Annotated in this window: 19 protein-coding genes and 2 other annotated features; of the genes, 16 read left to right on the top strand and 3 right to left on the bottom strand. The window is 43.7% G+C overall.

Annotated features, from left to right (window positions below; all coding sequences use genetic code 11):
* Positions 1–145: 145 nt before the first annotated feature.
* The 6 genes from Ga0466249_RS16130 (at position 146) to Ga0466249_RS16105 (ending at position 9,673) form a co-directional block, all read left to right on the top strand.
* Positions 146–1,285, top strand: a complete 1,140-nt coding sequence (locus Ga0466249_RS16130) for a DEAD/DEAH box helicase (RefSeq protein WP_215830511.1) — start codon at positions 146–148, stop codon at positions 1,283–1,285.
* 34 nt (positions 1,286–1,319) lie between these two features.
* The gene (locus tag Ga0466249_RS16125; RefSeq protein WP_215830510.1) at positions 1,320–2,558 is read left to right on the top strand and encodes a DEAD/DEAH box helicase; all 1,239 of its coding nucleotides are present in this window, start codon (positions 1,320–1,322) and stop codon (positions 2,556–2,558) included.
* Positions 2,559–2,577: 19 nt separating this feature from the next.
* Positions 2,578–2,958, top strand: a complete 381-nt coding sequence (locus tag Ga0466249_RS16120) for a CoA-binding protein (protein ID WP_215830509.1) — start codon at positions 2,578–2,580, stop codon at positions 2,956–2,958.
* 5 nt (positions 2,959–2,963) lie between these two features.
* Positions 2,964–3,233, top strand: coding sequence for a hypothetical protein (locus tag Ga0466249_RS16115; protein ID WP_215830508.1), 270 nt, complete (start codon positions 2,964–2,966; stop codon positions 3,231–3,233).
* Between the two features lie 314 nt (positions 3,234–3,547).
* Positions 3,548–8,158 (top strand): glutamate synthase large subunit, encoded by a 4,611-nt coding sequence (gene gltB, locus Ga0466249_RS16110; RefSeq protein WP_215830507.1) that lies wholly within the window; start codon positions 3,548–3,550, stop codon positions 8,156–8,158.
* 30 nt (positions 8,159–8,188) lie between these two features.
* The gene (locus Ga0466249_RS16105; RefSeq protein WP_215830506.1) at positions 8,189–9,673 is read left to right on the top strand and encodes a glutamate synthase subunit beta; all 1,485 of its coding nucleotides are present in this window, start codon (positions 8,189–8,191) and stop codon (positions 9,671–9,673) included.
* Positions 9,674–9,852: 179 nt separating this feature from the next.
* On the opposite strand, the gene Ga0466249_RS16100 is transcribed toward Ga0466249_RS16105, so the two are convergent.
* Together Ga0466249_RS16100 and Ga0466249_RS16095 are read right to left on the bottom strand one after the other, a co-directional pair.
* Entirely contained in the window at positions 9,853–11,136 is a 1,284-nt protein-coding gene (locus tag Ga0466249_RS16100; protein WP_215830505.1) for an Nramp family divalent metal transporter, read from the bottom strand.
* A 2-nt stretch (positions 11,137–11,138) separates the two neighbouring features.
* Positions 11,139–12,428, bottom strand: a complete 1,290-nt coding sequence (locus tag Ga0466249_RS16095; RefSeq protein ID WP_215830504.1) for a magnesium transporter — start codon at positions 12,426–12,428, stop codon at positions 11,139–11,141.
* 290 nt (positions 12,429–12,718) lie between these two features.
* Between Ga0466249_RS16095 and ytaF the strand changes: the two genes are divergently transcribed.
* The gene (gene ytaF / locus Ga0466249_RS16090; protein WP_215830503.1) at positions 12,719–13,351 is read left to right on the top strand and encodes a sporulation membrane protein YtaF; all 633 of its coding nucleotides are present in this window, start codon (positions 12,719–12,721) and stop codon (positions 13,349–13,351) included.
* Between the two features lie 293 nt (positions 13,352–13,644).
* Complete coding sequence (locus Ga0466249_RS26660) at positions 13,645–14,007, top strand: EamA family transporter (protein ID WP_215830502.1); 363 nt, start codon at positions 13,645–13,647, stop codon at positions 14,005–14,007.
* A gap of 70 nt (positions 14,008–14,077) precedes the next feature.
* Here the strand turns inward: Ga0466249_RS26660 and pyc are convergent, their stop codons facing one another.
* Complete coding sequence (gene pyc / locus Ga0466249_RS16080) at positions 14,078–17,521, bottom strand: pyruvate carboxylase (protein WP_215830501.1); 3,444 nt, start codon at positions 17,519–17,521, stop codon at positions 14,078–14,080.
* A 244-nt stretch (positions 17,522–17,765) separates the two neighbouring features.
* On the opposite strand from pyc, the gene Ga0466249_RS16075 reads away from it, so the two are divergent.
* The 8 genes from Ga0466249_RS16075 to trpA all read left to right on the top strand — a co-directional run bounded on the left by Ga0466249_RS16075 (position 17,766) and on the right by trpA (position 25,282).
* Entirely contained in the window at positions 17,766–18,071 is a 306-nt protein-coding gene (locus tag Ga0466249_RS16075; protein ID WP_215830500.1) for a hypothetical protein, read from the top strand.
* A gap of 253 nt (positions 18,072–18,324) precedes the next feature.
* Positions 18,325–19,491 carry a putative heme d1 biosynthesis radical SAM protein NirJ1 gene (gene nirJ1 / locus Ga0466249_RS16070; protein ID WP_215830581.1) on the top strand — a complete coding sequence of 389 codons (1,167 nt, stop codon included), beginning with the start codon at positions 18,325–18,327 and terminating at the stop codon, positions 19,489–19,491.
* 21 nt (positions 19,492–19,512) lie between these two features.
* Complete coding sequence (locus Ga0466249_RS16065; protein ID WP_215830499.1) at positions 19,513–20,208, top strand: VIT1/CCC1 transporter family protein; 696 nt, start codon at positions 19,513–19,515, stop codon at positions 20,206–20,208.
* A 60-nt stretch (positions 20,209–20,268) separates the two neighbouring features.
* Positions 20,269–20,532, top strand: a binding site (T-box leader).
* 40 nt (positions 20,533–20,572) lie between these two features.
* Positions 20,573–20,835: a binding site (T-box leader), on the top strand.
* A 42-nt stretch (positions 20,836–20,877) separates the two neighbouring features.
* Complete coding sequence (gene trpD, locus Ga0466249_RS16060; protein WP_215830498.1) at positions 20,878–21,903, top strand: anthranilate phosphoribosyltransferase; 1,026 nt, start codon at positions 20,878–20,880, stop codon at positions 21,901–21,903.
* Complete coding sequence (locus Ga0466249_RS16055; RefSeq protein ID WP_215830497.1) at positions 21,900–22,517, top strand: phosphoribosylanthranilate isomerase; 618 nt, start codon at positions 21,900–21,902, stop codon at positions 22,515–22,517. Before trpD ends, Ga0466249_RS16055 begins: the two co-directional genes overlap by 4 nt.
* Positions 22,518–22,519: 2 nt before the next feature.
* The gene (trpC, locus tag Ga0466249_RS16050) at positions 22,520–23,314 is read left to right on the top strand and encodes an indole-3-glycerol phosphate synthase TrpC (protein ID WP_215830496.1); all 795 of its coding nucleotides are present in this window, start codon (positions 22,520–22,522) and stop codon (positions 23,312–23,314) included.
* Positions 23,304–24,500 carry a tryptophan synthase subunit beta gene (gene trpB, locus Ga0466249_RS16045; RefSeq protein ID WP_215830495.1) on the top strand — a complete coding sequence of 399 codons (1,197 nt, stop codon included), beginning with the start codon at positions 23,304–23,306 and terminating at the stop codon, positions 24,498–24,500. Before trpC ends, trpB begins: the two co-directional genes overlap by 11 nt.
* Positions 24,488–25,282, top strand: coding sequence for a tryptophan synthase subunit alpha (trpA, locus tag Ga0466249_RS16040; protein ID WP_215830494.1), 795 nt, complete (start codon positions 24,488–24,490; stop codon positions 25,280–25,282). Before trpB ends, trpA begins: the two co-directional genes overlap by 13 nt.
* The last annotated feature ends 1 nt before the right edge of the window (position 25,283 follow it).

Raw genomic sequence — 25,283 nt, 5'->3', positions numbered from 1 at the left:
TGTCAGGCGGCTATTTATGGTAAAATAGTTTTACTGTAAACAAAAGTTTAAGCGAGCAGGTAGTTTTTTTGACATTAGAAGGGATGAGAATGTATGAATAGGCCACCTAGTGGTATAAAATAACAGGGAGAAGGAGAATGACAATATGAGTAGTTTTTTAAAGCTTGGTTGTACCGAAGTGGTGCAACAAGTGTTGGTAAAACAGGGGATTATAGATCCTACTGAGATTCAGCAGCAAGCAATTCCCCTCGTTGCTGCGGGGCAAGATGTGATCGGACAGGCTCCAACAGGTACGGGGAAAACGCTGGCTTATGTGTTGCCCTTACTTCAAAAATTGCAGCAGGGGAAGTTACCCAATGAAGTCATTATTATCGCACCAACCTATGAATTGGCAGCACAGATTCATGGTGTAGCAAGCACTCTGATTAAAGCAGCAGCATTATCGATTACAACGGCTTTAATTGTTGGTAGTGGTAATATAGCTAGGCAGATGGACAAGCTGAAAAGTAAGCCGCAGCTGATTGTTGGTTCAAGTGGACGAATTGTCGAATTGATTAAAAAGAAAAAAATTCATGCTCCAAGTATGCGAACTCTTGTCATAGATGAAGCCGATCGGTTATTCAGTGACGAGCAGCTGACGAGTGTGAAGGAACTTGTTAAAAGTACATTGAAAGATCGACAGATTCTTTGCTTTTCGGCAACGTTTTCAGTTAAAACGTTAAATATTGCCAAGGAAATAATGCAAAATCCCGTCGTTGTTCGGACAACGACGCGTCCTACCATTCCTTCGTCTGTTAAGCATTTCTATTTTATTGCTGAACGAAGAGATAAATTTGAAATTTTAAGAAAGTTAATTGGACTTATTCAGCCGCAGCAGGCCCTGGTATTTGTTAATTCCGGTGAGTCCATGGCTGATGTGACAGCCAAGCTTTGTTATCATGGTTTTAAAGCGGCGGGACTGCATGGTGGAAATGGTAAACAAGATCGTAAACAAACGGTACAAGATGTTCTCAAAGGAAAAACGAATATTTTAGTTGCCTCTGATATTGCAGCGCGTGGTCTTGATTTTCCTGATCTGACCCATGTGTTTCAGCTGGATTTTCCCGAAACGCCTCATGCCTATTTGCATCGGGCAGGACGTACAGGGCGGGCAGGAAAAGTCGGTGTTGTTATTTCTATTGTGACAGCAAGAGAAGTGGTGGAATTACATAAGGCAGCAAGTGCTTTATCTGTGTCATTTACAGAAAAGAAATTGTTGAAAGGCAAAATAGTAGATTTACATTGAAAAATGGTACGAGAAAGCAAAGGAGGCTGTACTTATGAAGACATTTGATTCATTAGGAATCGATGAGTCTGTGATTCAATTTTTGGCTGGCTCAGGTATTCATGAACCAACTCAGGTACAACAGCAGGCCATTCCCCCGGCCTTGACTGGACGGGATATAATGGTGCAGGCTCAAACAGGAACAGGCAAGACATTGGCTTTTTTATTGCCTTTGTTAAAAGTAGTTCAAGTAACCCGGCCTTTCGTACAGGCCCTTGTGCTTACACCGACGCGGGAACTGGCTTTGCAGGTTGCAAGAGAAGCGACGCAATTAGCCAAGTTAAAGGGAATGGATGTTCTTGCCGTGTATGGGGGCCGGGATATGGACAAACAAACGAAACGTTTGTCTGGTGCTCCACAGATTATTGTGGGGACACCAGGTCGCATTTTGGATCATATGGAAAAAGGCCATCTTGTATTAAATGGTGTGCGTTATCTTGTACTTGATGAGGCAGATACCATGCTGAGTATGGGGTTTATGGAAGAGGTTGACCATATCATTACCCGTTCGTCACCAAAACGGCAGACTCTATTGTTTTCGGCTACCCTTTCTCAAGCTGTGTGTATGATGGCTAAACAGTATATGACAAATCCCGAGCGTATTGAAATCGGTAGTGCTACAGTGACTTTGCCGGAGATTGAGCAGCGCATGATTGAAACAAGTGGTGATGAAAAGCAGTCCATTCTAGCAAAATTAATTTTAGAACACCGTCCTTACTTGGCTATTGTTTTCTGTCTTACGAAGCAGCGTGCTACAGATATTGCGAGTTATCTTCAAAGTCAGGGCATTGAATGTGAAGAACTTCACGGCGATTTGTCACAAAACAAACGGGAGCAAGTGATGAAACGGTTTCGTGAAGCCAAGATTCAAGTGCTTGTAGCAACAGATATCGCTGCACGCGGTCTTGACGTCGAAGGGGTTACGCATGTTTATAATTATGATATTCCTCATGATGTAGATAGCTATATTCATCGGATTGGTCGTACCGGTCGAGCTGGTGAAAAAGGTCTTGCTGTGACACTTGTTACGCCGCGTGATCGACATTATGTAGCCATGCTTACGAAAGTTATTCGTACTTTGTCTGTTAGTAGTGTAAGTAAGTCGGCGGCAAAACCGCGGGGAATGCGACGGAGGCTGGAACGAGGCAAGAAATTAGTGGGAGATAAAAACCATGGCGGTAACAATTTGCGCAGTCGGCACAAGCAAAAAGCAGGCGCTAGCGCGAAAAAGTAAAGATTTGAGGAGGATCAACATGGATAAGGCGGAAGAAATGCTGCAGGCTAAAACATGGGCTGTTGTAGGGGCTACCGATAATCAGTCTAAATTCGGTTATAAGATTTTTAAATTTATGGTTGATCGAGGGTTTGATGTTTATCCCGTAAATCCTGGTATTAATGAAGTCTATGGGAAGATTTGTTATGAATCACTTTCAGCTCTTCCTGTCAAGGTCGATGCTGTTGACGTTGTCGTTGCGCCGCGAATCGGAGAACGGATTATGAAGGATTGCAGTGAATTAGGTATTCGCAATGTCTGGCTGCAACCTGGGGCTGATGCAGCTTCTGTGGTGCAAGTTGCGAAAGAATTGAACCTCACTGTTGTAACGGATTGTATTATGGTTCGTGGTAGAGTATGACGACAATGATGGAGAATAAAGTTGTGTGGATCGTGAGTGCCGTTTATTCATCAGCAGGGGAATTGTCTGATTATGAAATTGAAGAACTGGATTTAACGGATAAACCCATGAAAATCGTCCAGTTGATTACGGCAAAAATGGGTGCAGGTGTTTTCAATTCTTATGAAGAGGCTAAAGCGTGGGTAAGTGGTGAAGCACAATGTGAAGGCTGTAGTCAGGAGCAGTCTGATTGTAGTAAGTGTTCTTCTAGAAGGTTGTGTAAGAAGAATAACTGAAATGCATAATTATGTAATTTCAATGAAAAATATAATTTTTTCTCAGCAATATCTAGTTTTTTATTTTAACAAAGTAATCAGTGAAATTCTCCTGTAAAAGGACAAATGTTCTCTGATTACTTTGTTTTTTATAATAATATATTGTATACATGATGGAAATGTTACTACTTTACACTTGCGATGGCAGGAATTTGACACTCTATGTTGAACTTACAAAAGTGAGGAATATTACATGATATTTTTATTCGTGCATAAAATAAGAACATACTACAGAAATCCTCGGAAAGAATAAACGGAAAGGCAGGTTGGGGAATATGAAAAATAGGGGGATACCTCCTAAACAGGGGATGTATAATCCGGAGTTTGAGCATGATGCCTGTGGTATTGGCTTCGTAGCTAATTTAAAAGGAAAAAAATCGAAAACCATTCTTCATCAGGCTTTAACCGTTTTGCTCAATATGGAGCACCGCGGTGGTCAGGGAGCTGACCCAAATACAGGGGATGGTGCAGGGGTACTGTTACAAATATCCCATAAGTTTTTCAAACACGAATGCGAGTTCTTAAACATTGAGCTTCCTCCAGCTGGTTCTTACGGCGTGGGAATGCTTTTTTTACCGCCTGAACGTGTTTTAAGAGAAAATTGTGAAAAGTCACTCGAAAAGATTATTGCCGAACAAGGGCAAATTTTGCTTGGGTGGCGTGATGTTCCTTATGATGCATCTATTTTGAGTGAAACAGCCAAGTCCGTACAGCCCTTTTTGCGTCAGGTCTTTATTGCACCTGATCTAAAAACGCAACAAGACTTGAAAAATGACAACAAAGCATTTGAGCGAAAATTATTTATTATTCGTAAACGAGCTGAAAATGAAATTCGTCGTAATGGTGTTCCTGGTAATGAATATTTTTATTTCTCCAGTTTATCATCAACGACAATTGTATACAAGGGAATGCTGATGCCGAAACAGGTGGAGGAATTTTATCTCGATTTACGTCATCCGCTGATGGAAACAGCACTGGCACTCGTTCATTCTCGCTTTAGTACCAATACATTTCCAAGTTGGGAACGGGCCCATCCTTATCGCTACATTATGCATAATGGCGAGATTAATACACGCCGCGGTAACTTAAATTGGATGAAGGCCCGTGAAGCTTTGTGCGAATCGGAATTATTCGGTGATGATTTGAAGAAAATTTTGCCGATTATTGATGAAGATAACAGCGATTCCGGTATGTTTGATAATTGTCTGGAGTTTCTCAGCCTGTCTGGTCGTACCCTTCCCCATGCTGCCATGATGATGATCCCTGAACCCTGGTCGAATCATGAAAGTATGAGTGATGAGAAAAAAGCCTTTTTTGAATATCATAGCTGTATGATGGAACCTTGGGACGGTCCGGCTGCAGTTGCTTTTACAGACGGAAAAATTATCGGTGCTGTTTTAGACCGGAATGGTTTGCGTCCAGCCCGTTATTGTGTGACAAAGGATGGTATGATTGTCATGGCCTCCGAAGTGGGGGTCTTGGATATTCCAGCGGAAGACATTATTGTGAAGGAACGGCTGCGTCCAGGCCGGATGCTTTTGGTCGATACTGAGATGGGGCGCATTGTGACGGATGAAGAAATAAAAAATCGTGTTGTTAATCAGCATCCTTATCGTAAGTGGCTTGATGAAAACATGCTTAATTTGTCTGAACTTCCTACCGGAAGCAAGGTACCTGATGTTAGCCACGCCACTGTGACGATGCAGCAGCAGACTTTTGGCTATACATTTGAAGAACTTCGGAAATTATTCCGTCCCATGGCGAAAGATGGTATTGATCCGATTGGTTCCATGGGCATTGATACGCCTCTTGCTGTATTATCAGGACAGCCACAACTCTTTTATAATTATTTCAAACAATTGTTTGCACAAGTGACAAATCCGCCAATTGATGGGTTGCGTGAAGCCATTGTGACGGCTACCGGAACGGCTATTGGACCGGAAAAAAATCTCATTGATCCCCAGCCTGATAGTTGTCGGCAAATTCGGGTCGCTACGCCCATATTAAGCAATGATGAACTGGCGAAGCTGCGCGATATTGATGAAGAAGGTTTTAAAGCTGTTACGCTTCCGATGATTTATCCGGTGAAGGAAGGCGGCGAAGGATTGAAGTCTGCTTTAGATGCCTTGTGTCGTCGTTCTGATGAAGAAATTCTCGCGGGCAATAATCTGCTTATTTTGTCTGACCGCGGTGTTGATGCCGAACATGCACCTATTCCGGCTCTGCTTGCTGTGGCTTGTTTGCAGCATCATATGGTGAAGCAGAAAACGCGCCTCAAAGCCAGCATGCTTGTCGAGACAGGCGAACCACGGGAAGTTCATCATTTTGCTCTGCTTCTTGGTTATGGTGCCGCAGGGATTAATCCTTATTTGGCTTTTGAAACGATTGAAGACATGATTAAGCAAAAGATGTTAACAGATATTTCGTGCGATAAAGCCATTCGAAATTATATTAAGGCCGTTACAAAAGGGATTATTAAAGTTGTGTCCAAAATGGGTATTTCTACGATTTCCAGTTATCGTGGTGCGCAAATTTTTGAAGCGATTGGCATTTCGCAAGATGTCATTGATCACTATTTTATTTCGACACCGTCACGCATTGGCGGTATTGGTTTACATGAAATTGCCAAAGAGGCGGCAGCGAGACATGATCGAGCTTTTTCTCAGCAGCCTGGTCGCGACAAGACGCTTGACAGTGGTTCATCGCATCAATGGCGTCATAACGGGGAAGAACATTTGTTTAATCCACAGACAATTACTTTGCTTCAAGAGTCTTGCCGTAAGGGCGATTATGATTTATTCCATCAGTACACTAAGCTGATTGATGATAGCGCAACTTATACGACACTACGGGGACTCTTACAGTTTAAAACGGATCGTACACCTGTACCGCTTGATGAAGTGGAATCAGTTGAATCGATTTGTCACCGTTTTAAGACAGGCGCCATGAGTTATGGATCCTTGAGTCAGGAAGCTCATGAATGTTTAGCTATTGCGATGAATCGCATTGGTGGGAAGAGTAATACAGGCGAAGGTGGCGAAAATCCGGCACGCTATCACGTGGATGCCAATGGCGACAGCAGACGCAGTGCCATTAAGCAGGTAGCTTCAGGTCGTTTTGGTGTGACAAGTGAATATCTTGTGAGTGCCGATGAAATTCAAATTAAGATGGCTCAGGGGGCGAAACCGGGTGAAGGCGGACAGCTACCCGGTCGCAAGGTTTATCCTTGGATTGCTGAGGTTCGCGGTACAACGGCTGGTGTCGGTCTTATTTCTCCTCCACCACATCATGATATTTATTCGATTGAAGATTTGGCAGAACTCATTTATGATCTGAAAAATGCTAATCCTAACGCTCGCATTACTGTGAAGCTTGTATCTGAAGTGGGCGTAGGTACTATTGCGGCGGGTGTGGCTAAAGCCCGTGCTGATGGTGTTTTAATCAGTGGTTATGATGGTGGGACAGGTGCATCGCCACGCACAAGCATTCAGCATACGGGCTTGCCATGGGAATTGGGTCTGGCTGAAACGCATCAGACACTTTTGCTTAATCAATTGCGGGATCGTATTGTTGTTGAAACAGATGGAAAACTGATGACTGGCCGTGATGTTGTTGTGGCAACGCTGCTAGGGGCAGAAGAATTTGGTTTTGCTACGGCTCCGCTTGTTACGTTGGGGTGTGTCATGATGCGGGTTTGTAATCTCGATACTTGTCCTGTCGGTGTTGCAACGCAGAATCCGGCACTCCGCAAGAATTTTTCCGGAAAACCTGAGTATGTTGTGAATTTTATGCACTATATTGCGCAGCAAGTTAGAGAATGGATGGCAGTGCTTGGGTTTAGGACTATCAATGAAATGGTGGGTCACACAGAGGTTTTGGAACCGAAGTCTGATGTTTCTCATTGGAAAGCTCAAACCGTTGACTTGTCAGCCTTGTTATATCAACCGGAAGTACCGGATGGTTCCACTCTTTATTGTTCACAAACGCAAAATCATGGTCTGGGAAAATCCATGGATCGACGGCTTTTGGAACATATCTGTAAACCCGCTGTGGAACGCAAGGAAAAAGTTGCCATGAGTTTGCCTATTTTTAATACGGATCGTGTTGTAGGCACATTAGTTGGCAGTGAAATTACCAAGCGATATGGGTCTCAAGGTCTTGATGAAGACACGATTTGTCTGAAATTTACCGGTTCTGCTGGTCAGAGTTTTGGAGCTTTTCTCCCGAAAGGCATGACATTGACCCTTGAGGGTGACTCGAATGATCATGTGGGCAAGGGACTTTCCGGCGGAAAAATTATTGTCTATCCTTCGACAGAAGCAGTTTTCCGACCGGAAAAAAATATTATTATTGGGAATGTCGCTCTCTATGGTGGGACTGCGGGTGAAGCCTTTATTCGGGGTGTGGCTGGCGAACGCTTTGGCGTACGTAACAGCGGCGTCAATGCTGTTGTTGAAGGAGTGGGCGATCACGGCTGTGAGTATATGACAGGTGGCCGGGTTGTTATTGTGGGAAAAACAGGACGTAATTTTGCTGCCGGCATGTCAGGCGGAATTGCCTTTGTCTATGATGAAGATGGTAGTTTGCCTGTCAGAACCAATCAGGAAATGGTGCTGTTAGAAAGCCTGGAAATGGATGATGAAATTGAGTTCGTGAAAGAAATGCTTGCCAAACATGTAAAATATACGGGTAGTGATGTGGCGAGAGCCTTGCTGACCAATTGGTATTCAGCGCGTCAGCGGTTTGTTCGCGTCATTCCGAAAGATTATAAGCGTATTTTAGAAGGAATTAACCGGTTCCGTCGTAAAGGATTGTCAGAATCAGCTGCTGTTATGCATGTGTTTGAAGAAAATCGCCATGAACAGGCGCGTGTGGGCGGAAATTAAGGAAACTGACTGAAGAAATGGGGGAAAACCATGGGAAAATCAACAGGCTTTATTGAATATGAAAGTGAACACCAGGCCGACCGTCCGCCCCTGGAGCGAGTACAAGATTGGAAAGAATTTCATTGCTCCATGCCAGAAGAAAAGCTTCAAGTGCAGGCCAGCCGCTGTATGGAATGCGGAACACCTTTTTGTCATACGGGGTTGATGATAAATGGCATGGTTTCAGGATGTCCGCTTCATAACCTGATGCCGGAGTGGAATGATCTTGTTTATTCTGGTCTGTGGCAAGAGGCTTTGGGACGTTTGCAAAAAACGAATAGTTTTCCGGAATTTACCGGACGTGTCTGCCCCGCTCCTTGTGAAGGAGCGTGTACGGCAGGTCTCGCAACAGATCCTGTAACAATTAAGAACATTGAATGCACAGTGGTTGATAAAGGCTTTGATGAAGGCTGGATTGAGCCTCAGTTGCCAACAAAACGTACAGGTAAGAAGGTCGCTGTTGTTGGTTCAGGTCCTTCGGGTCTGGCTTGTGCCGCTCAGCTTAATCGAGCGGGTCATAGTGTCACCGTTTTTGAACGAGCTGACAGGGTGGGGGGGTTGCTGATGTACGGCATTCCCAATATGAAACTCGACAAACGCGTTGTAGAGCGTCGTGTTAAGCTCATGAAAGATGAGGGTGTTATTTTCGAAACAGATACTGAAGTTGGCGTAAATTATGCAGGAGAAAAACTGCTCAACGATTTTGATGCTGCTGTATTATGTGGTGGAGCTACGGTGCCTCGTGATTTGCCTATTGAGGGACGGGAATTAAAAGGTGTTCATTTTGCCATGGACTTTTTACGGGCCAATACGAAAAGTTTGCTTGATTCGAATCTTGCGGATCATCAGTATATTTCGGCAGCAGGCAAGGATGTACTTGTCATTGGTGGCGGTGACACGGGGACGGACTGTGTGGGAACGGCTCTGCGTCACGGTTGTCGTAGCGTTCATCAACTCGAAATTATGCCGCAGTTGCCGTTGGAACGGAGCGATGGAAATCCTTGGCCACAGTTTCCACGTGTATATAAAGTGGATTATGGCCAAGAGGAAGCAGCCCAGCGTTTTGGTGCTGATCCCCGTAGCTATTTAGTGACAGCTAAACGGTTTGTAGGTGATGACAAGGGACAATTGAAAGAAGTTCATACAGTTCAGGTGGAATGGGTTAAGAATGACCGCGGACAATTTTGTCCTCAGGAAATTTCTGGAAGTGAAAAAATATGGCCTGTTCAGCTTGTGCTGCTTGCCATGGGCTTCTTAGGTCCAGAGGATACCCTATTAAAGCAGTTAAATATTGAACAAGACGGACGGTCTAATGTTAAGGCCGAATATGGTCAGTTCGCGACGAATATTCCTGGCATTTTTGCTGCAGGTGATATGCGTCGTGGCCAGAGCCTTGTGGTGTGGGCTATTCATGAAGGTCGTAGTGCAGCCCGCGAATGCGACAAGTTCTTAATGGGACAGACGCAGCTCGTGTAAATGGAAAAATTTGATATAAAAAAGGATTGGACTTCATTTAAATGAAGTCCAATCCTTTTTTTGTGATATAAGAATATATACTATTTCTTATGTATTGCTAACTCTCCAACATTCTACTTGATTTTCACTTATAGCAACGAGATTCCTATGCTTACTGAGTGTTGAAAGACCGATACCGTTTATTTTGTTGCAAAATCAAGTAAATTCATGAGCATGTCGATGGAATCTGGCATCACTGTTGAGAATACGAGCAAAATAGTCAGAATAATTAAGACCCAGGTGAATATCCAGGATACGATGCTGTACCAGGGGGAATTAGCGAAAGAACCCATAATATTTTTGTCATTGGCAATAAGTACCATAAAGATTAAAATAGGCGGTAATAAAATTCCATTGATGACTTGTGATGTTAGCATAATTTGATAAAGAGAGACGTCCGGCCACAATACCAGTGCAGCCCCTAGAATAATGAGAGCTGTATATAGTCCGAAGAATACAGGCGCTTCTTCTTGGGTCTTACTAATGCCCCGCTCAAAACCAAAGGCCTCACAGACGGCATAAGCTGTACTTAAGGGAAGAATAAAGGCGGCCAGCATGGAAGCGCCGAGGAGCCCAAAAGAAAAGAGCATACTGGCATATTTTCCAGCTAGTGGTGCTAAGGCAAGGGCGGCATCCCCCGCCGTTTCAATGGAAATCTGGTTGGCGTAGAGAGTAGCTGCTGTGGCTACAATGATAAAGAAGGCGATGAGCCACGTAAAGAAGGCGCCGATCATGACATCCCAGAAGGTAAAATGGTAATCTTTGGCTGTAATTCCTTTGTCAACGACTGAGGCTTGCACATAAAACTGTCCCCACGGTGTAATGGTTGTACCAATGACACCGATGGCCATAAGCAAGAAATCAGCATCATGGAAAAAAGTAGGTGTTACAGAAGCAAGTAATACTTCTTTCCAAGGTGGATCTACTATGACTCCTGAGATGATGTAGCTTAAAAAGGTTACGCAGAGGAGCAAGAATATTTTTTCAATTCGGTTATAGTTTGCCTTGAGTACGAGCCACCAAATTAATAGGGACATGATGGGAACAGATAAATACTTGCTGATACCGAAGATCTCAAAGCTTGTAGCAATACCGGAAAATTCTGAGGCTGTTGTACCAATATTGGCAATCAAGAGTACAACCATGGCGAAAAGGGTCCATTTTACGCCGAAGCGTTCACGAATTAAATCGGATAAGCCGCGTCCCGTGACAACACCTGTGCGAGCGGAAATTTCTTGCGCAATAGCTAGGCAAATACTGCTAATAAACATCGTAAAGAGCAGTCCATAGCCATATTTGGCACCGGCGGCGGCATAAGTTGCAATGCCGCCAGCATCATTATCAGCGAAAGCTGTCACAATACCGGGGCCAATGACTGAAAAAAATAGTCCTAGCTGTGCAAATTTATTTTTAAAAAAGTTCAAGTTTATCGCCTCCGTCCGGCTTTATCGCTTAACATAAACAAAGAATAGGTATCTGTTATATTGCGTTCAGGCATTAAGACATCCAGTACATCATCGACGGTGACAATACCTAACAGTTCACGTTGCTTATTTGTAACAGGAACGGCTAAAAGACCATATTTATTGATGACATCAGCTACGCGGCGATAGTCATCAAATTCATCTACAGCAGCCACTTTGCGGTGCATAATTTCAGGTAAAGGGGTTTGGGGATCGGCAACAATTAATTCGCGTAAGGAAAATACTCCGAGTAATTGCTCATGCTCATTAATGACATATAAGTAATAAATTGTTTCAGCTTCAGCAGCTTGTTGACGTAACTGAATAATGGCTTGTTCAGCAGTGAGTTGTGGCGAAAAGGCAATGAATTCTGTTGTCATGAGTGCACCTGCAATGCCTTCGTCATACTGCATGAGTTCACGAACATCTTCAGCATCGTCTGTTTCCATTAATTTTAGCAGTTCTTCTGATTTCTCTGTGGACATTTCACTTAAGATATTAGCTACTTCATCAGGTGGCATTTCTTCTAATATATCAGAGGCGCGCTCTTGATCCATTTGCTCAATAATATCAACCTGCGTATCAAGGTCTACTTCAGCTAGTGTATCGACAGCAAGCCGTGAATCCAGATTTTGAATAAAACTTACGCGGTGTTTGTGACCCATTTCTTCTAAAAGATCGGCAATATCCGCTGGATGCAGTTCATTGAGTTGTTGTTTTTCTCGACTGAGTTGTAAATCGGAATTCCAGTTTTCCAAGGGCTTCATGTACTGTAAGCCTAATAAATTTTGTTTGCAATGTTTTACTAAACATTCACAGCCCAGTCGTCTGAATAATCCCCTTATGCCAATGTCAACGGCAACTAAAATTAAGGAACGATGAGTTTTCTGTCCAATAAAGGAGAGGCAAATATCATTGACTCGTACCATGCGTGAGCCTTTTAAATCAATAATTTGTTTGTCAAGCAGCCATTTACTAATATAAATGGCATTGTCTTTAAGTGGAATATTTTTATCCGTTTTTAAGTCGCTGACTAAGTGTACACCGTGATCATCTAAAGTAGCTATTTCATCAATGGGGATCAGATTATGCACTTTTCGTGCGTATTTTATACCAATGACTTGGGGATAGGCACCTTTCCAACGGACAGCCATATCTTTGACTTGGCCAACTTTGCGTTGTGACGCGTCATAAATTGGCTTATTCAATAGTCGGCTGAAATATAACTCACCCAATAACTTTACCTCATTCACTTTTGTCCGCCTCCCCATATTTAGCAAATGCCTATTTGTACGGCTACATAACAACTAGGATAATCACTAAATGAATTTTACGCAGATTTGCGCCATGATTCTTCATCTGAAGACCAAGATGTATAAACTGCAATTCTAATGCTACAATCTAACCTTTAGTCTGTCAACCAACTTTTCAGGATATTCCTTGTTATCACCTAATGATCATGAAAAATTAACAAAACTTGCCGTTCACGCCTTTCACTATGCAGGCATAGATTATTTTAGTAGGTACGAGAGGAGGAGCAGGCATGGATTTTCTATCTGTTATATTACTAGCAATTTCTTCTAATTTGGATAATTTAGGTGTGGGTATTTCCTATGGCACGCGTCAAGTAAAAATTCCTTGGAAGGTGAATTTAATCATTGCATTGATGACAAGTGTTGGTACAATGCTATCCATGACATTTGGTTCATACATAGCAGATTCTTTAAATCCAACTTTCTCCAGTGCCATGGGTTCATTAATTATTATGGGAGCTGGCGGATGGGTCATTTTTCTTGATCGTCATCACGGTCGATTAGGGAGAGATCGTGGTCCTGTCTCTATATACGATGTGCCGCAATCGATTGTGAGGGTGTTAGATTTTTTAAAAGAACCATTGCGGGCTGATCTAGATGCCTCAGGAACACTGAGTCTTTATGAAGGCTCTTTGCTTGGTTTGGCTTTGACGATCAATAATGTTTCGAGTGGTGTAGGCGCAGGCATGGCTGGTGTAAACGCGATGTTTACAACAATGATTGTTTTTATACTTAGTATTGTCATGTTATCAGGGGGGCTTTTGCTTGGTTCCAGTTTTGCTGCACGTTGGCTGGGTGATAAGGCTGGACTTGTAGGAGGTTTTTTACTTATTTTTATTGGATTATTTGAATTTCTCCATTAGTTCATGAATAGATAAAACGCTGAATTTCATTGTAACAAAGGAAAAATATTTGTCATGCAGAATTTAATAATAGCATAAGTTGGTTAAATTAGCTGAGGGATGACAGCAATGTGTTGATAGTTGCCGAGCTTTTTAATACTCTACAATTATTAGGGCTAGATTTCTATAGTAGGGTTCTTTGTCTATTGAAGTTGGACAAGTTCTATTTAAGCAGCTATAGTGTTTTTTGCTTCTTTTAATACGGGTGTAGGTATTAAAGAAAGTATGAGCAAGAGGAATGGAAGGACGATATTGTGCGAAAACTTTTGATTTTAATTCTTCTCTGGTGCGGCGTGAACTCGGCTGGAGAACTTTTAATTAAACTAGGTACGGGATCTTTAATGGACCCACAAACGCCTCAGGAACTCTGGACTTGGATTTGGCAGGTCATACGTAGTCCTCTGATTATGGCGGGCGTAATTGTAAGTGCTTTTGATCTCTTGCTATGGATCTTTATTCTTAAAAGCGGAGATCTTAGTGTTGTTGTACCACTTACATCATTGAACTATATCTTTGCTCTTGCTGTTGGCTGTATTATTTTCCACGAGGCTTTTACAGTTTCACGTGTCGTGGGAATTTTACTTATTTGTGGTGGTACGTATTTTTTGAGTCGTTAGCTTTACACTTTCAAAGAAAAAATGCGTATCACATAAGTGGTACGCATTTGCTCATTTTAGCAGTAAAAATTTATTTTTCCGGACTGACTTCGATTAGTAAGTCGCCGGTTTGAATGGCATCTCCGTCAGCAGCATGAACTTCTTTTACAAAGCCATCAAAGGGTGCCTGAATGGTTGTTTCCATTTTCATGGCTTCTGTTACCATGAGAGGTTCGCCCTTTTTAATTCGAGCGCCTTTGGTTACTAATGCTTTTACAACTGTTCCTGACATAGTTGCTCCCAGATGGCCAGGATTATCTTGTTCGGCTTTTTTGTTGGTAATGACCGTTGTTTTGAGGTTGTTATCTTTAATAATGACTTGGCGGGGCAGGCCATTGAGTTCAAAATTGACAGCGCGTGTACCCTCGGGACGAGGAGCTCCTACAGATAATAGTTTAATGACAAGTGTTTTTCCTTCTTCAATATCTACTCTGATTTCTTCACGCGGGACAAGCCCATAAAAAAAGGTTGGCGTATTGAGCAGTGAAATATCACCATATTTTTTCACAAAGTTTTGATAGGCGAGAAATACTTTGGGGTAAAGGGCGTAGGAGAGGAGATCTTCACAGTTAATCTGCCGTTCTAGCGCATTTTTCAATATGCCTTGGGCACGATCAAAATTAAAGGCTTCCATTAACTCGCTTGGACGTTTGGTAAAGGGCTTTTTGCCGTGTAAGATAATGCGTTGTAGTTCTTTTGGGAATCCTTGATAGGGCTGCCCAAGTTGTCCTTCAAAAAATTCCACGACGGAGTCTGGAAAATCCAGTGTTTCTCCTTGATCATAGAGATCATCTTCTGTAAGACGATTTTGGACCATATAGAGGGCCATATCGCCCACTACTTTTGATGAAGGCGTTACTTTAATAATATCGCCAAACATCTGATTTACTTGACTGTACATAGTTTGTACTTCTGTCCAGCGACTGCCAAGTCCGACAGCTTTAGCTTGTTGTTTGAGATTGCTGTATTGGCCGCCTGGCATTTCATGGTCATAAATTTCAGCGTTAGAGGATAACATATGGGACTCGAAATTTTGGTAAAAAGTTCGTACATCTTCCCAATAATGGGAGAGTTCGTTGAGTCCGTTGATGTCTACTTTTGGCTGACGTGGATGACCAGATAGGGCATGAAATAAACTGTTGACACTTGGCTGTGATGTCATGCCAGCCAAGGCGGACAGGCTGGTATCGATAATATCGACACCGGCATCAATGGCACGGGCGTAAGTATAGATACCATTGCCGCTTGTGTCATGTGTGTGAAGATGAATAGGAATGGTTACGGCGTCTTTCAGGGCCGAGACGAGGCCGTAGGCAGCTTCTGGCTTCAGTAGGCCTGCCATGTCCTTGATGCAAAGAATATGGGCACCGGCTTGTTCTAATTCTTTTGCCATGCGGACGTAATACTGAAGGTCATATTTGGTGCGTGACTGATCTAAAATATCGCCTGTATAGCATAGTGCCGCTTCGGCGACTTTGCCTGTTTCACACACACAATCAATGGCCACTTTCATGCCTTCCAGCCAATTGAGACTGTCAAAAATCCGAAATACATCCATACCTGCTTCCGCTGATTTGGTGACGAATTTTTTGATCACATTATCAGGGTAATTCTTATAACCGACAGCATTTGAGGCGCGTAGCAGCATTTGAAATAAAATATTCGGGCACTTTTCTCTGAGTAAGCTTAGCCGTTCCCATGGATCTTCTTTTAAGAAGCGTAGGGCCACATCAAATGTAGCGCCGCCCCACATCTCAAGTGAAAAGTAATCAGCCATGACTTTTGCTGTGGGATCCATGATTTTCAGCATATCGGCTGTGCGGATTCGAGTAGCGAGCAGTGACTGATGGCCATCACGCATGGTTGTGTCAGTAAGCAGAACAGAAGGCTGCTCTTTGATCCATTTCACTAGGCCATCAGGACCTTGACTGTCAAGAATCTGCTTGGTGCCTTGAGAAATTTTGTTTGGAATGGTTCTGGGAAACCGCGGAATGGTGAAGGATGGTTTTGTTTTATTGATCATGCCATCATAACCGTTTACTGTAATGTTTCCAATATAGCTTAGTAGTTTAGTACCCCGGTCTTGTGGAGTGAGGAAAATAAATAGCTCTGGCGATGTATCAATAAAGGAGGTGTCATAGGTTCCATGAAGAAATTGATCGTGTTTGACGACATTTTCCAAAAAGGAAATATTTGTTTTAATACCACGAATTCGAAATTCACCTAAGCCACGCAGCATTTTAGCAATGGCGCTTTTGTGTGTGAGTCCCCACGTAGAAAGTTTGACAAGCAGGGAATCATAAAATGGCGTAATCACTGAGCCTTGGAAGGCATTGCCTGCATCAAGGCGGATGCCAAACCCGCCGCCGCTGCGATAAGCCATGACTTTTCCTGTGTCAGGTAAAAAATTATTCGCCGGATCTTCGGTAGTGATGCGGCACTGAATGGCATGACCATTGCAAAGAATCTTTTCTTGCTCAGGAATGCCGACTTCTTCATCATGGAGGGAATGACCTTCGGCAATTAAAATTTGGGACTGAATGATGTCGATACCTGTAATCTGTTCTGTAATGGTGTGCTCCACTTGAACACGGGGATTGACTTCAATAAAATAAAATTTGTGATCCGGTGTAACGAGAAATTCTACCGTGCCTGCACTGATATAACCGACATTTTTCATTAATTTTACGGCTGCTGCACAAATTTCAAGACGCAGTTCTTCAGGTAAGGATAAGGACGGGGCAATTTCTACGACTTTCTGGTGACGGCGTTGTACTGAGCAGTCTCTTTCATATAAATGGACAAGATTACCGTAGGTATCGCCTAGTACTTGGACTTCGATGTGTTTAGGATGTTCGAGCAGTTTTTCCACATAGATTTCATCATTGCCAAAGGAAGTTTTGGCTTCCGACTTAGCTCGCTGAACGGCTTCAGTCAGGGAGGCTGTTGTGCGGACAATGCGCATGCCGCGGCCGCCACCACCTGAAGAGGCTTTAATAATGATAGGATAGCCGAATTCGTCTACAAAACTTTTTAATTCTTCAAGTGTGTTTATCGGACCTTCACTGCCCGGAATTACGGGGATGCCTGCGGCTAGTGCCTGTTGGCGGGCGTTGATTTTATCGCCAAACATATGCAAATGGCGTGTTTTTGGTCCAATGAAGATAAGACCTTCTTCTTCACAGCGCTGGGCAAGTAGGCTGTTCTCTGATAAAAAGCCATAGCCAGGATGAATGGCATCGACACCATGCTCTTTGGCGATTGTTAAAATGCTCTCAATATCAAGGTAAGCTTCAGTCGGTTTCTTTCCTGCCCCGACCAGATAGGCTTCATCGGCTTTGTAACGGTGCAAAGAAAAAATGTCTTCTTTAGAATAAATGGCGACCGTTCGAATATTGAGTTCACTACAGGCCCGAAAAACACGAATGGCAATTTCCCCTCGATTGGCAACTAAAACGGTTTTAATTCTACTCAATTTGATTCCCCCTGCTTTTATGCGCAAAATTTAATAAAATCGGTCTTTAGGCAATGTTCCGCTTTAGCTGAACAAGTTCATTGTTACACTAATTGTTACGTTATCATATATTTTATTCTGTTACAAGGCACTAGGCGTAAACATACTGTATTCATGATCCGTGCAAAAATTTGTTCAATTGACTTTCTTCGTATCACTCTTTACACTAACAGTAGAAATGTGAGAATTTCAGGAGGATAGGAAAATGGGAAAAATTCAAAAAGATCGTAGCGATTCGGAGATGTTTGCTAATTGGCAGGAAGACTCATCGTTTGAAAATATGGTCGATGGACAGACGGAATCACACCCGGTTCAGCGAGGTGTGAAATCCGATGAAAAGGGTGTTCAGTCATTTTTTACACCTGAGTTGAAAGAAGAAATTGGCAAAGCTTTGTTGGAACTGAAAGTCAATTTGTATAAGCAGGGCATTGTGGATTTTAAGTTAACAACAACTGTCAAAGATCAGCAAATTATTTTGACAGCAATGCCCAAAAAGGCTATAAAAAAATAAAGATTCTTGTTTCTGAAAACGAAATACAATGTACCAATAATGCATAGAAAGAAGCTAGGATGGCGTAAGAACGCGAAAATTCTAGCTTTTCTTATAAATATAAGAAAGTAAATTTTTAGCTCTTAAGAGTTTTTATAGATCGTAGGTCGATATTGGGAGTAGATGTAACTCGTTTTGATTTTTAATTTTTGTTCGGAATGATATAATGATTACAAATTGAGTGATAATTATAGTTAGGAAAGAAGTTGAGATGATGATCGGTGTCAGCAAACTATTATGTGATACGCAAAACTATGGTGATAGTCTGAGGTATTCATCGGCATCAAAGGGGCAGATTCATGGGACTGCTAAGGGAATTGGACCTGTTATTGCCTGGAATATTACGCGAACTTGCAATTTAAAATGTCTTCACTGCTATTCCGATTCAGATGCCCAGTTATATAATGGCGAGTTGTCTACAATTGAAGCTCTTCGGTTTATTGATGATTGTGCGGTATTTAAGGTACCTGTCTTACTATTTTCTGGTGGTGAACCGCTGATTCGACCGGATGTATTTGAACTTGTACAGCATGCGAAGAAACAAGGGATTCGCGTGACTTTTTCTACCAATGGGACACTGATTGATCGAGACATGGCGCAGAAAATAAAAGATCTTGGCGTAGGTTATGTCGGCATTAGCTTGGATGGACTTGGCAAAGCTAATGATGATTTTCGCGGCAAGATAGGTGCCTTCGAACAGGCTCTTAGTGGAATTCGTCACTGTTTGGCTGTAGGACAGCGAGTGGGACTGCGCTTTACGATCAATCGCTATAATTACGGAGATTTAGAAAACATTTTTGATTTAATTAAAGAGGAACAAATTCCACGCGTCTGTTTTTATCATCTCGTTTATTCTGGCAGGGCTGCTCATATGATGGAGAATGATGTGAGTCATGATGAATCACGGGCAGCTCTTGATTTGATTATGGAAAAAACGGTGGAATTCGGGTCGGCCTGTGAGATCTTGACTGTCGATAATCATGCGGATATTGTTTATCTCTATTTACGACAATTGAAGAAAGATCCCCTTCGGGCGGCGAAAATATGGGAATTGATGAATCGCAACGGGGGAAATCGTTCAGGTATTGCTTTTGCTAATGTCGACCCACTAGGCAATGTTCATCCTGATCAATTTACTCAAAATTATATTTTGGGCAATGTCCGTGAGCGCCCGTTTGGTGAAATATGGACGGATATGTCCCAACCTGTTCTTTCTGGTCTTAAACATCGTCAGTCCTTACTAAAAGGACGCTGTAGTCAGTGCAAATGGCTATCTGTTTGTAATGGAAATTTTCGTTCACGGGCTGAAGCTGTAACAGGCGACTTTTGGGGATCCGATCCAGCCTGCTATTTGACGGATGAAGAAATAGGCATTGATTAAGGGAAGGGGGCTTTAGGATAGATGGAAGAAGAGCATCAAGAAAATCATTTCACTGCTTCTGAACTTGTCAAAGATATTGTCCTTGGTATGTCCGATGGACTTACGGTACCTTTTGCTCTTGCTGCCGGACTATCCGGTGCCGTGGCTGTTACGGGTATTGTCGTGACGGCTGGCCTGGCTGAAATTGCTGCCGGTTCTATTTCTATGGGCCTTGGCGGTTATTTGGCAGCCCGCGGGGAAGGTGAACACTATGCGAGTGAACGTCTGCGCGAGCAACATGAGACAAAGTATCGGTTGGCTGATGAAGAACAGGAAATTATCGACTTATTCAGTTCCTATACTATTTCGTCTGAAACGAGTCGGTCTGTTGTGATGGAACTCAGGAAGAATCCTGAAGTTATGGTTGACTTTATGATGAAGTTTGAATTGGGATTGGAAGAACCAGACCCAAAGCGGGCTGTAAAAAGTGCAGCAACCATTGCCGGATCTTACGCAGCAAGCGGTGTCATCCCCCTGCTGCCTTATATGATTCTTGATAGCGGCCAGGAGGCTTTAAAGTTTTCCGTTGTTGTGACGCTTATGGCATTATTTGTATTCGGTTATATTAAAGGGCGTTTTGTGGGAAATAAACCCTGGAGTAGTGCTGCTCAAACGACCTTTATTGGTGGTGTTGCTGCTAGTGCCGCCTATTTTTTAGCGAAGCTCTTTACAGCGTAACAAAAAAAGTATTGACAAAGATAAACGTAAAGGTTACACTGATTTTAGATTACAAATTAATTAAAAACTGTGAGCAGGACGAGTAAAAATGTAAACTTTGGAACAGCGAGCCGGTGACCGAGTCTTCTCGGAGGTGTAATGATCGGACCAAAGAGCACTTTGAATGGACCCGCGAGTGTTCCCCGAAAGCGTAGGCAAGTAGGCGGAAACGGTTGCACCCGTTATCAGGCTAGAGTATCGGATTTTTATCCCGTACTTGAAAATGAGGAAAAGCTTCGGGCTTTTCGAATTAGGGTGGTACAGCGAATCATTTTCGCCCCTTGTGAGGGTGAAGAATGATTCTTTTTATTTTGTTAAATTCATAATTAAAGCTGTGATCAGGACGAGTAAATAGGTGAATGCTGGATCAGCGAGTCGGTGACCGAGTAACCTCGGAGGTGTGATGACCGGCCTAGCGAACTTATGGAATGGACCTGTGAGTGTTCTCCGAAAGCATATGCAAGTAGGCGGAACCGGTTGCCTCCGTTAACAGGCTAGGGTATCGGACTTTTTGTCCCGTACTTGAAATGAGGGAAAGCCTTTGGTTTTCCAAATTAGGGTGGTACAGCGAAGCATTTCGCCCCTTTCAGGGGTTGAAATGCTTCTTTTTATTTTTAGGAGGCGAGGGTTATGTTTAAGAGTTTTCTAGGTAGAGTTGTTGCAGGTGAAGATCTTTCGCGCGCCGAGGCGCAGCAGGCGATGCTTACCATCATGTCTGGGCAGGCGAGCACGGCCCAAATAGGTGCCTTTTTGGCGGCACTGCGCATGAAGGGAGAAACAAGTACTGAGATAGCTGGATTTGCCGAGACGATGCGTAATCAGGCCGAACCCCTCGATTGTAGCGGCGATTTGCTTGATACGTGTGGCACAGGGGGCGATCAGGCCGGAACGTTTAACATTTCCACAACAACGGCTTTTGTATTAGCGGGTGCTGGAGTAAGGATTGCTAAACATGGCAATCGGGGTGTATCAAGCTCCTGCGGCAGTGCCGATGTGCTGGCGGCCTTAGGCGTAGCCGTCGATTTAGCGCCAGATGTTGTGGCTCAGGCCATTCGGGAGATTCATATGGGATTTTTGTATGCTCCTACTTTTCATAAAGCCATGAAATATGCTGCCGGACCGCGCAAAGAATTGGGTTTTCGCACGGTGTTTAATTTATTAGGCCCCTTAACGAATCCTGCCAAGGCCAATCGCCAAATTTTAGGCGTTTATAACAAGGATTTGACGCAAAAAACGGCAGAAGCTTTGGTCGCATTGGGTGTGAAACGGGCTATGGTTGTGCACAGCCACGATGGATTAGATGAAATATCGACGCAGGCTCCGACACAAGTTGCTGAGGTGAATCAAGGAGCAATCACGACCTATGTGATTGACCCTGCTGATTATGGCTTTACTGTAGGCGAAAAGGACGTTTACCAGGGCGGAACAGCTGAAGAAAATGCGAAAATTACCTTGGCTATTTTGCAGGGACAGCCGGGTTTTAAACGAGATGTTGTTCTCCTGAATGCGGCGGCAGGTCTGGTTGTAGCCGATCAGGCAAACAATCTTGCCGATGGTTTGGTCGTGGCTGCACATAGCATTGATAGCGGGGCAGCCCTGGGAAAATTGGAAGAACTCAAAGTCTTTAGCCAAAAGTGTCAAGCAGGTTTACAATGATTGTAAAAATTTGTGGTATTACATCCTTGGAGGCAGCAGTAATTGCTGAGAAAATGGGTGCTGATCTCATTGGTTTTGTTTTTGCTCCCAGTCGACGGAAAATTTCAGTCAGTCAGGCGGCAAGGATCGCTCAGTCAGTTTCGAAAGTTGGTAAAGTGGGTGTTTTCGTGAATAGCCCCTTGGCAGAGGTTCAGGAAATTGCTGAAGTATGTAAGCTCGATTTTGTGCAATTGCATGGGGAAGAATCACCTGATTATTGTCGGGACGTGGGCATTCCTATAATCAAGGCTTTTCAAGTGGGGGAGAATTTTGATGTTTCTCAAATTGCCGATTATGATGTGGAGCGAATTTTGCTAGATACACTTGTTGCTGACCAAGTTGGCGGAACAGGGAAAGTTTTTGATTGGCAGCAGGGAGCGGCTCTCATCGCTCAGATTCGGCAACCTGTTCTTGTTGCCGGAGGATTGACGTCCGGCAATGTGGGGCAAGCGATTCGCCTGATGAAGCCGCAAGGCGTTGATGTATCAGGCGGCGTGGAAACAGGCGGCCGCAAAGATAGCGAGAAGATTCGGCAGTTTGTTCAGGCCGTTCGGCAAAGTGAAGGAGTTGTTTAAAGATGCTGAAACACATTGTTCAGGAAAAATATGCCCAGGTACAAAGGGACAAGGAACAGCGGCCGCTAGCCGAGCTTATGGAAGTTCTCGAACAGGGTACATTTGCTTTTAGTCGGGCGTTAAGGGGGACGGACTGGGCGCTGATTGCCGAATGTAAGCTGGCATCACCTGCCAAAGGGCGCTTATGTACGAAGCACTCTGTGCCGGAATTAGCACAGATTTATGAGCAAAACGGTGCTAGAGCCTTATCTGTTCATACAGACCCGCATTTTTGCGGCAAGCTGGCTGATCTTGCCGACGTTCGCGCCGTCAGCAGCTTGCCGATTTTGCGCAAAGATTTTATGATTGATCCTTATCAAATTTATGAAGCACGTGCTGCAGGTGCCGACTGTATTTTGCTTATTGCCGCCGTCCTTGATGATGATCAGTTACGATCCTTTATTGATATAGCCCATGAATTGGGTTTGGACTGTTTACTTGAAGTTCATAGTCAGGTAGAACTGGAAAGAGTCAATCAACTGGATGCCAGGATTGTCGGGATAAATAATCGCGATTTAAATACCTTTACTACTCATATTGAGACAACTTTTAAGCTGCGGCCTTATTGCCGTGAAGGAAGGCTTATGATTAGCGAGAGTGGTGTGAAAACAGGTCGCGATGCAAAGCTGCTAAAAAATGCCGGACTTAGAGGCATTCTTGTTGGTGAAGGGCTTGTTACAGCCAAGAATATTGCGCAGCAGACACAGGAATTTGCATTAAAAATAACGGAAACAGGGGGAAAGAAAGATGTCCAATAAACGAGGAAGATTTGGTCCATATGGCGGTCAATTTGTGCCTGAGACGGTAATGCCAGCCTTAATTGAACTGGAAGAAAAGTACGAAGAATTAAAGAAAGATGATTCTTTTCAACAGGAACTACATGCTTATTTTAATGAATATGCCGGTCGGCCTACGCGGCTGTATTTTGCCAAACAATTGACAGAGCACTATGGCCGTGGAAAAATTTATTTAAAGCGCGAAGATTTGCTTCATACTGGCGCTCATAAGATTAATAATGCTTTAGGGCAGGCTTTGCTTGCCAGGCGCATGGGCAAAAAGCAAATTGTGGCTGAAACAGGTGCCGGACAGCATGGTGTGGCTTGTGCAACGGTGGCGGCGCTGTTCGGGATGAAATGCAAAGTATTTATGGGGGCTGAAGATATAGAACGTCAGGCACTGAATGTTTTTCGGATGAGGCTGTTAGGCACCGATGTCGTGCCTGTTACAAGCGGCACAGGCACACTCAAGGATGCTACAAGTGAGGCCATTCGCTACTGGGCTACGCATGTCTCTGATACGCATTATATTATCGGGTCTGTTGTGGGTCCTCACCCTTATCCCATGATTGTCCGAGATTTTCAGGCCGTCATTGGTGAAGAAGTGAAGCAGGAGGTTACGCAGCTTGTGGATGCAAAACTGCGTTATCTTGTGGCTTGTGTGGGCGGCGGCAGTAATGCCATGGGACTTTTTTATGCTTTTCGTCATGAAAAGGATGTGCAAAAGCTGGGAGTGGAGGCCGCCGGAAGAGGACTTTCCACTTCAGCTCATGCGGCTTCACTGACATTAGGTAGTCCAGGCATACTTCATGGTGCTTTTAGTTATTTGCTGCAAGACGAGGATGGTCAGGTTATACCGGCTTATTCTGTATCAGCCGGCCTCGATTATCCCGGTGTGGGACCAGAGCACTCCTACTTTAAAGATAGCGGCATTGCTTCTTATCATGCCGTTACGGATGAAGCCGCGCTGGCTGCTTTTGAACGGTTGGCAAAAATAGAAGGAATTATTCCGGCGTTAGAAAGTTCTCATGCTTTAGCTTATTTGGAAGAATTGATGCCCAAGACTCAGATTGGTGAGGTTGTTGTCGTTTGTCTGTCAGGCCGGGGTGATAAAGACGTACAGCATGTGGCAAATATTATGAAGGAGGGACTATCATGTCACGCATAACGGGAAAATTTACAGAACTTCAAGCAAAAAAACGCAAAGGTCTTATTGTGTATTTGAGTGCCGGTTATCCTGACTATGAAACAACATTGCAGGCTGTCAAGGCGGCAGAAGAGGCTGGAGCTGATATGATCGAATTAGGTATTCCCTTTTCCGATCCCATGGCGGATGGTCCGGTCATTCAAAAGGCTTCCACTCAGGCGCTCAAAGCGGGTGCTACGACGGGAAAAACGCTGGAACTCATTCGACAAATTCGTCAGCAGTCAACGATTCCTCTGGCTGTCATGACCTATGCGAATGTTATTCTGCATGCAGGCATCGAAAAATTTATGGCTGATTTTTCAGCAGCTGGTTTGGATGGCATCATTGTGCCTGATGTGCCTGCTGAGGAGTCTGATTTATTTGATATCCCTTGTAAGGCAGTGGGATTGGACTTCATTCATTTTGCCGCGCCAACGACAACACCTGATCGCATACAGATGGTATGTCAAAAGGCTTCAGGATTTATTTATTGCATTTCAACGACAGGCGTCACGGGTGTGCGTCATGTTGATTACGGCGCCATTGCTAAGGTCATCACTGCCGTTCGTCAGGCGACCAAAGTGCCTCTTGCGATTGGTTTTGGAATAGGCAGCGGCGAGTCAGCACGAGAAGCAGCACAGTATGCTGATGCCGTTATTGTAGGGAGTGCCCTTGTTCAGGCAATTGGTGAACAAGGGGTTGAAGGCGTACGCAGTCTTATTCAGTCGATTCGCTGTGGACTGGATGAACAGGGGGAAGTCTAAT

The sequence above is a fragment of the Pelorhabdus rhamnosifermentans genome, from assembly GCF_018835585.1.
GTDB lineage: Bacteria > Bacillota > Negativicutes > UMGS1260 > UMGS1260 > Pelorhabdus > Pelorhabdus rhamnosifermentans.
Note: the sequence above shows the minus strand (reverse complement) of the source record. Positions and strands in the feature narration are given on the sequence as shown.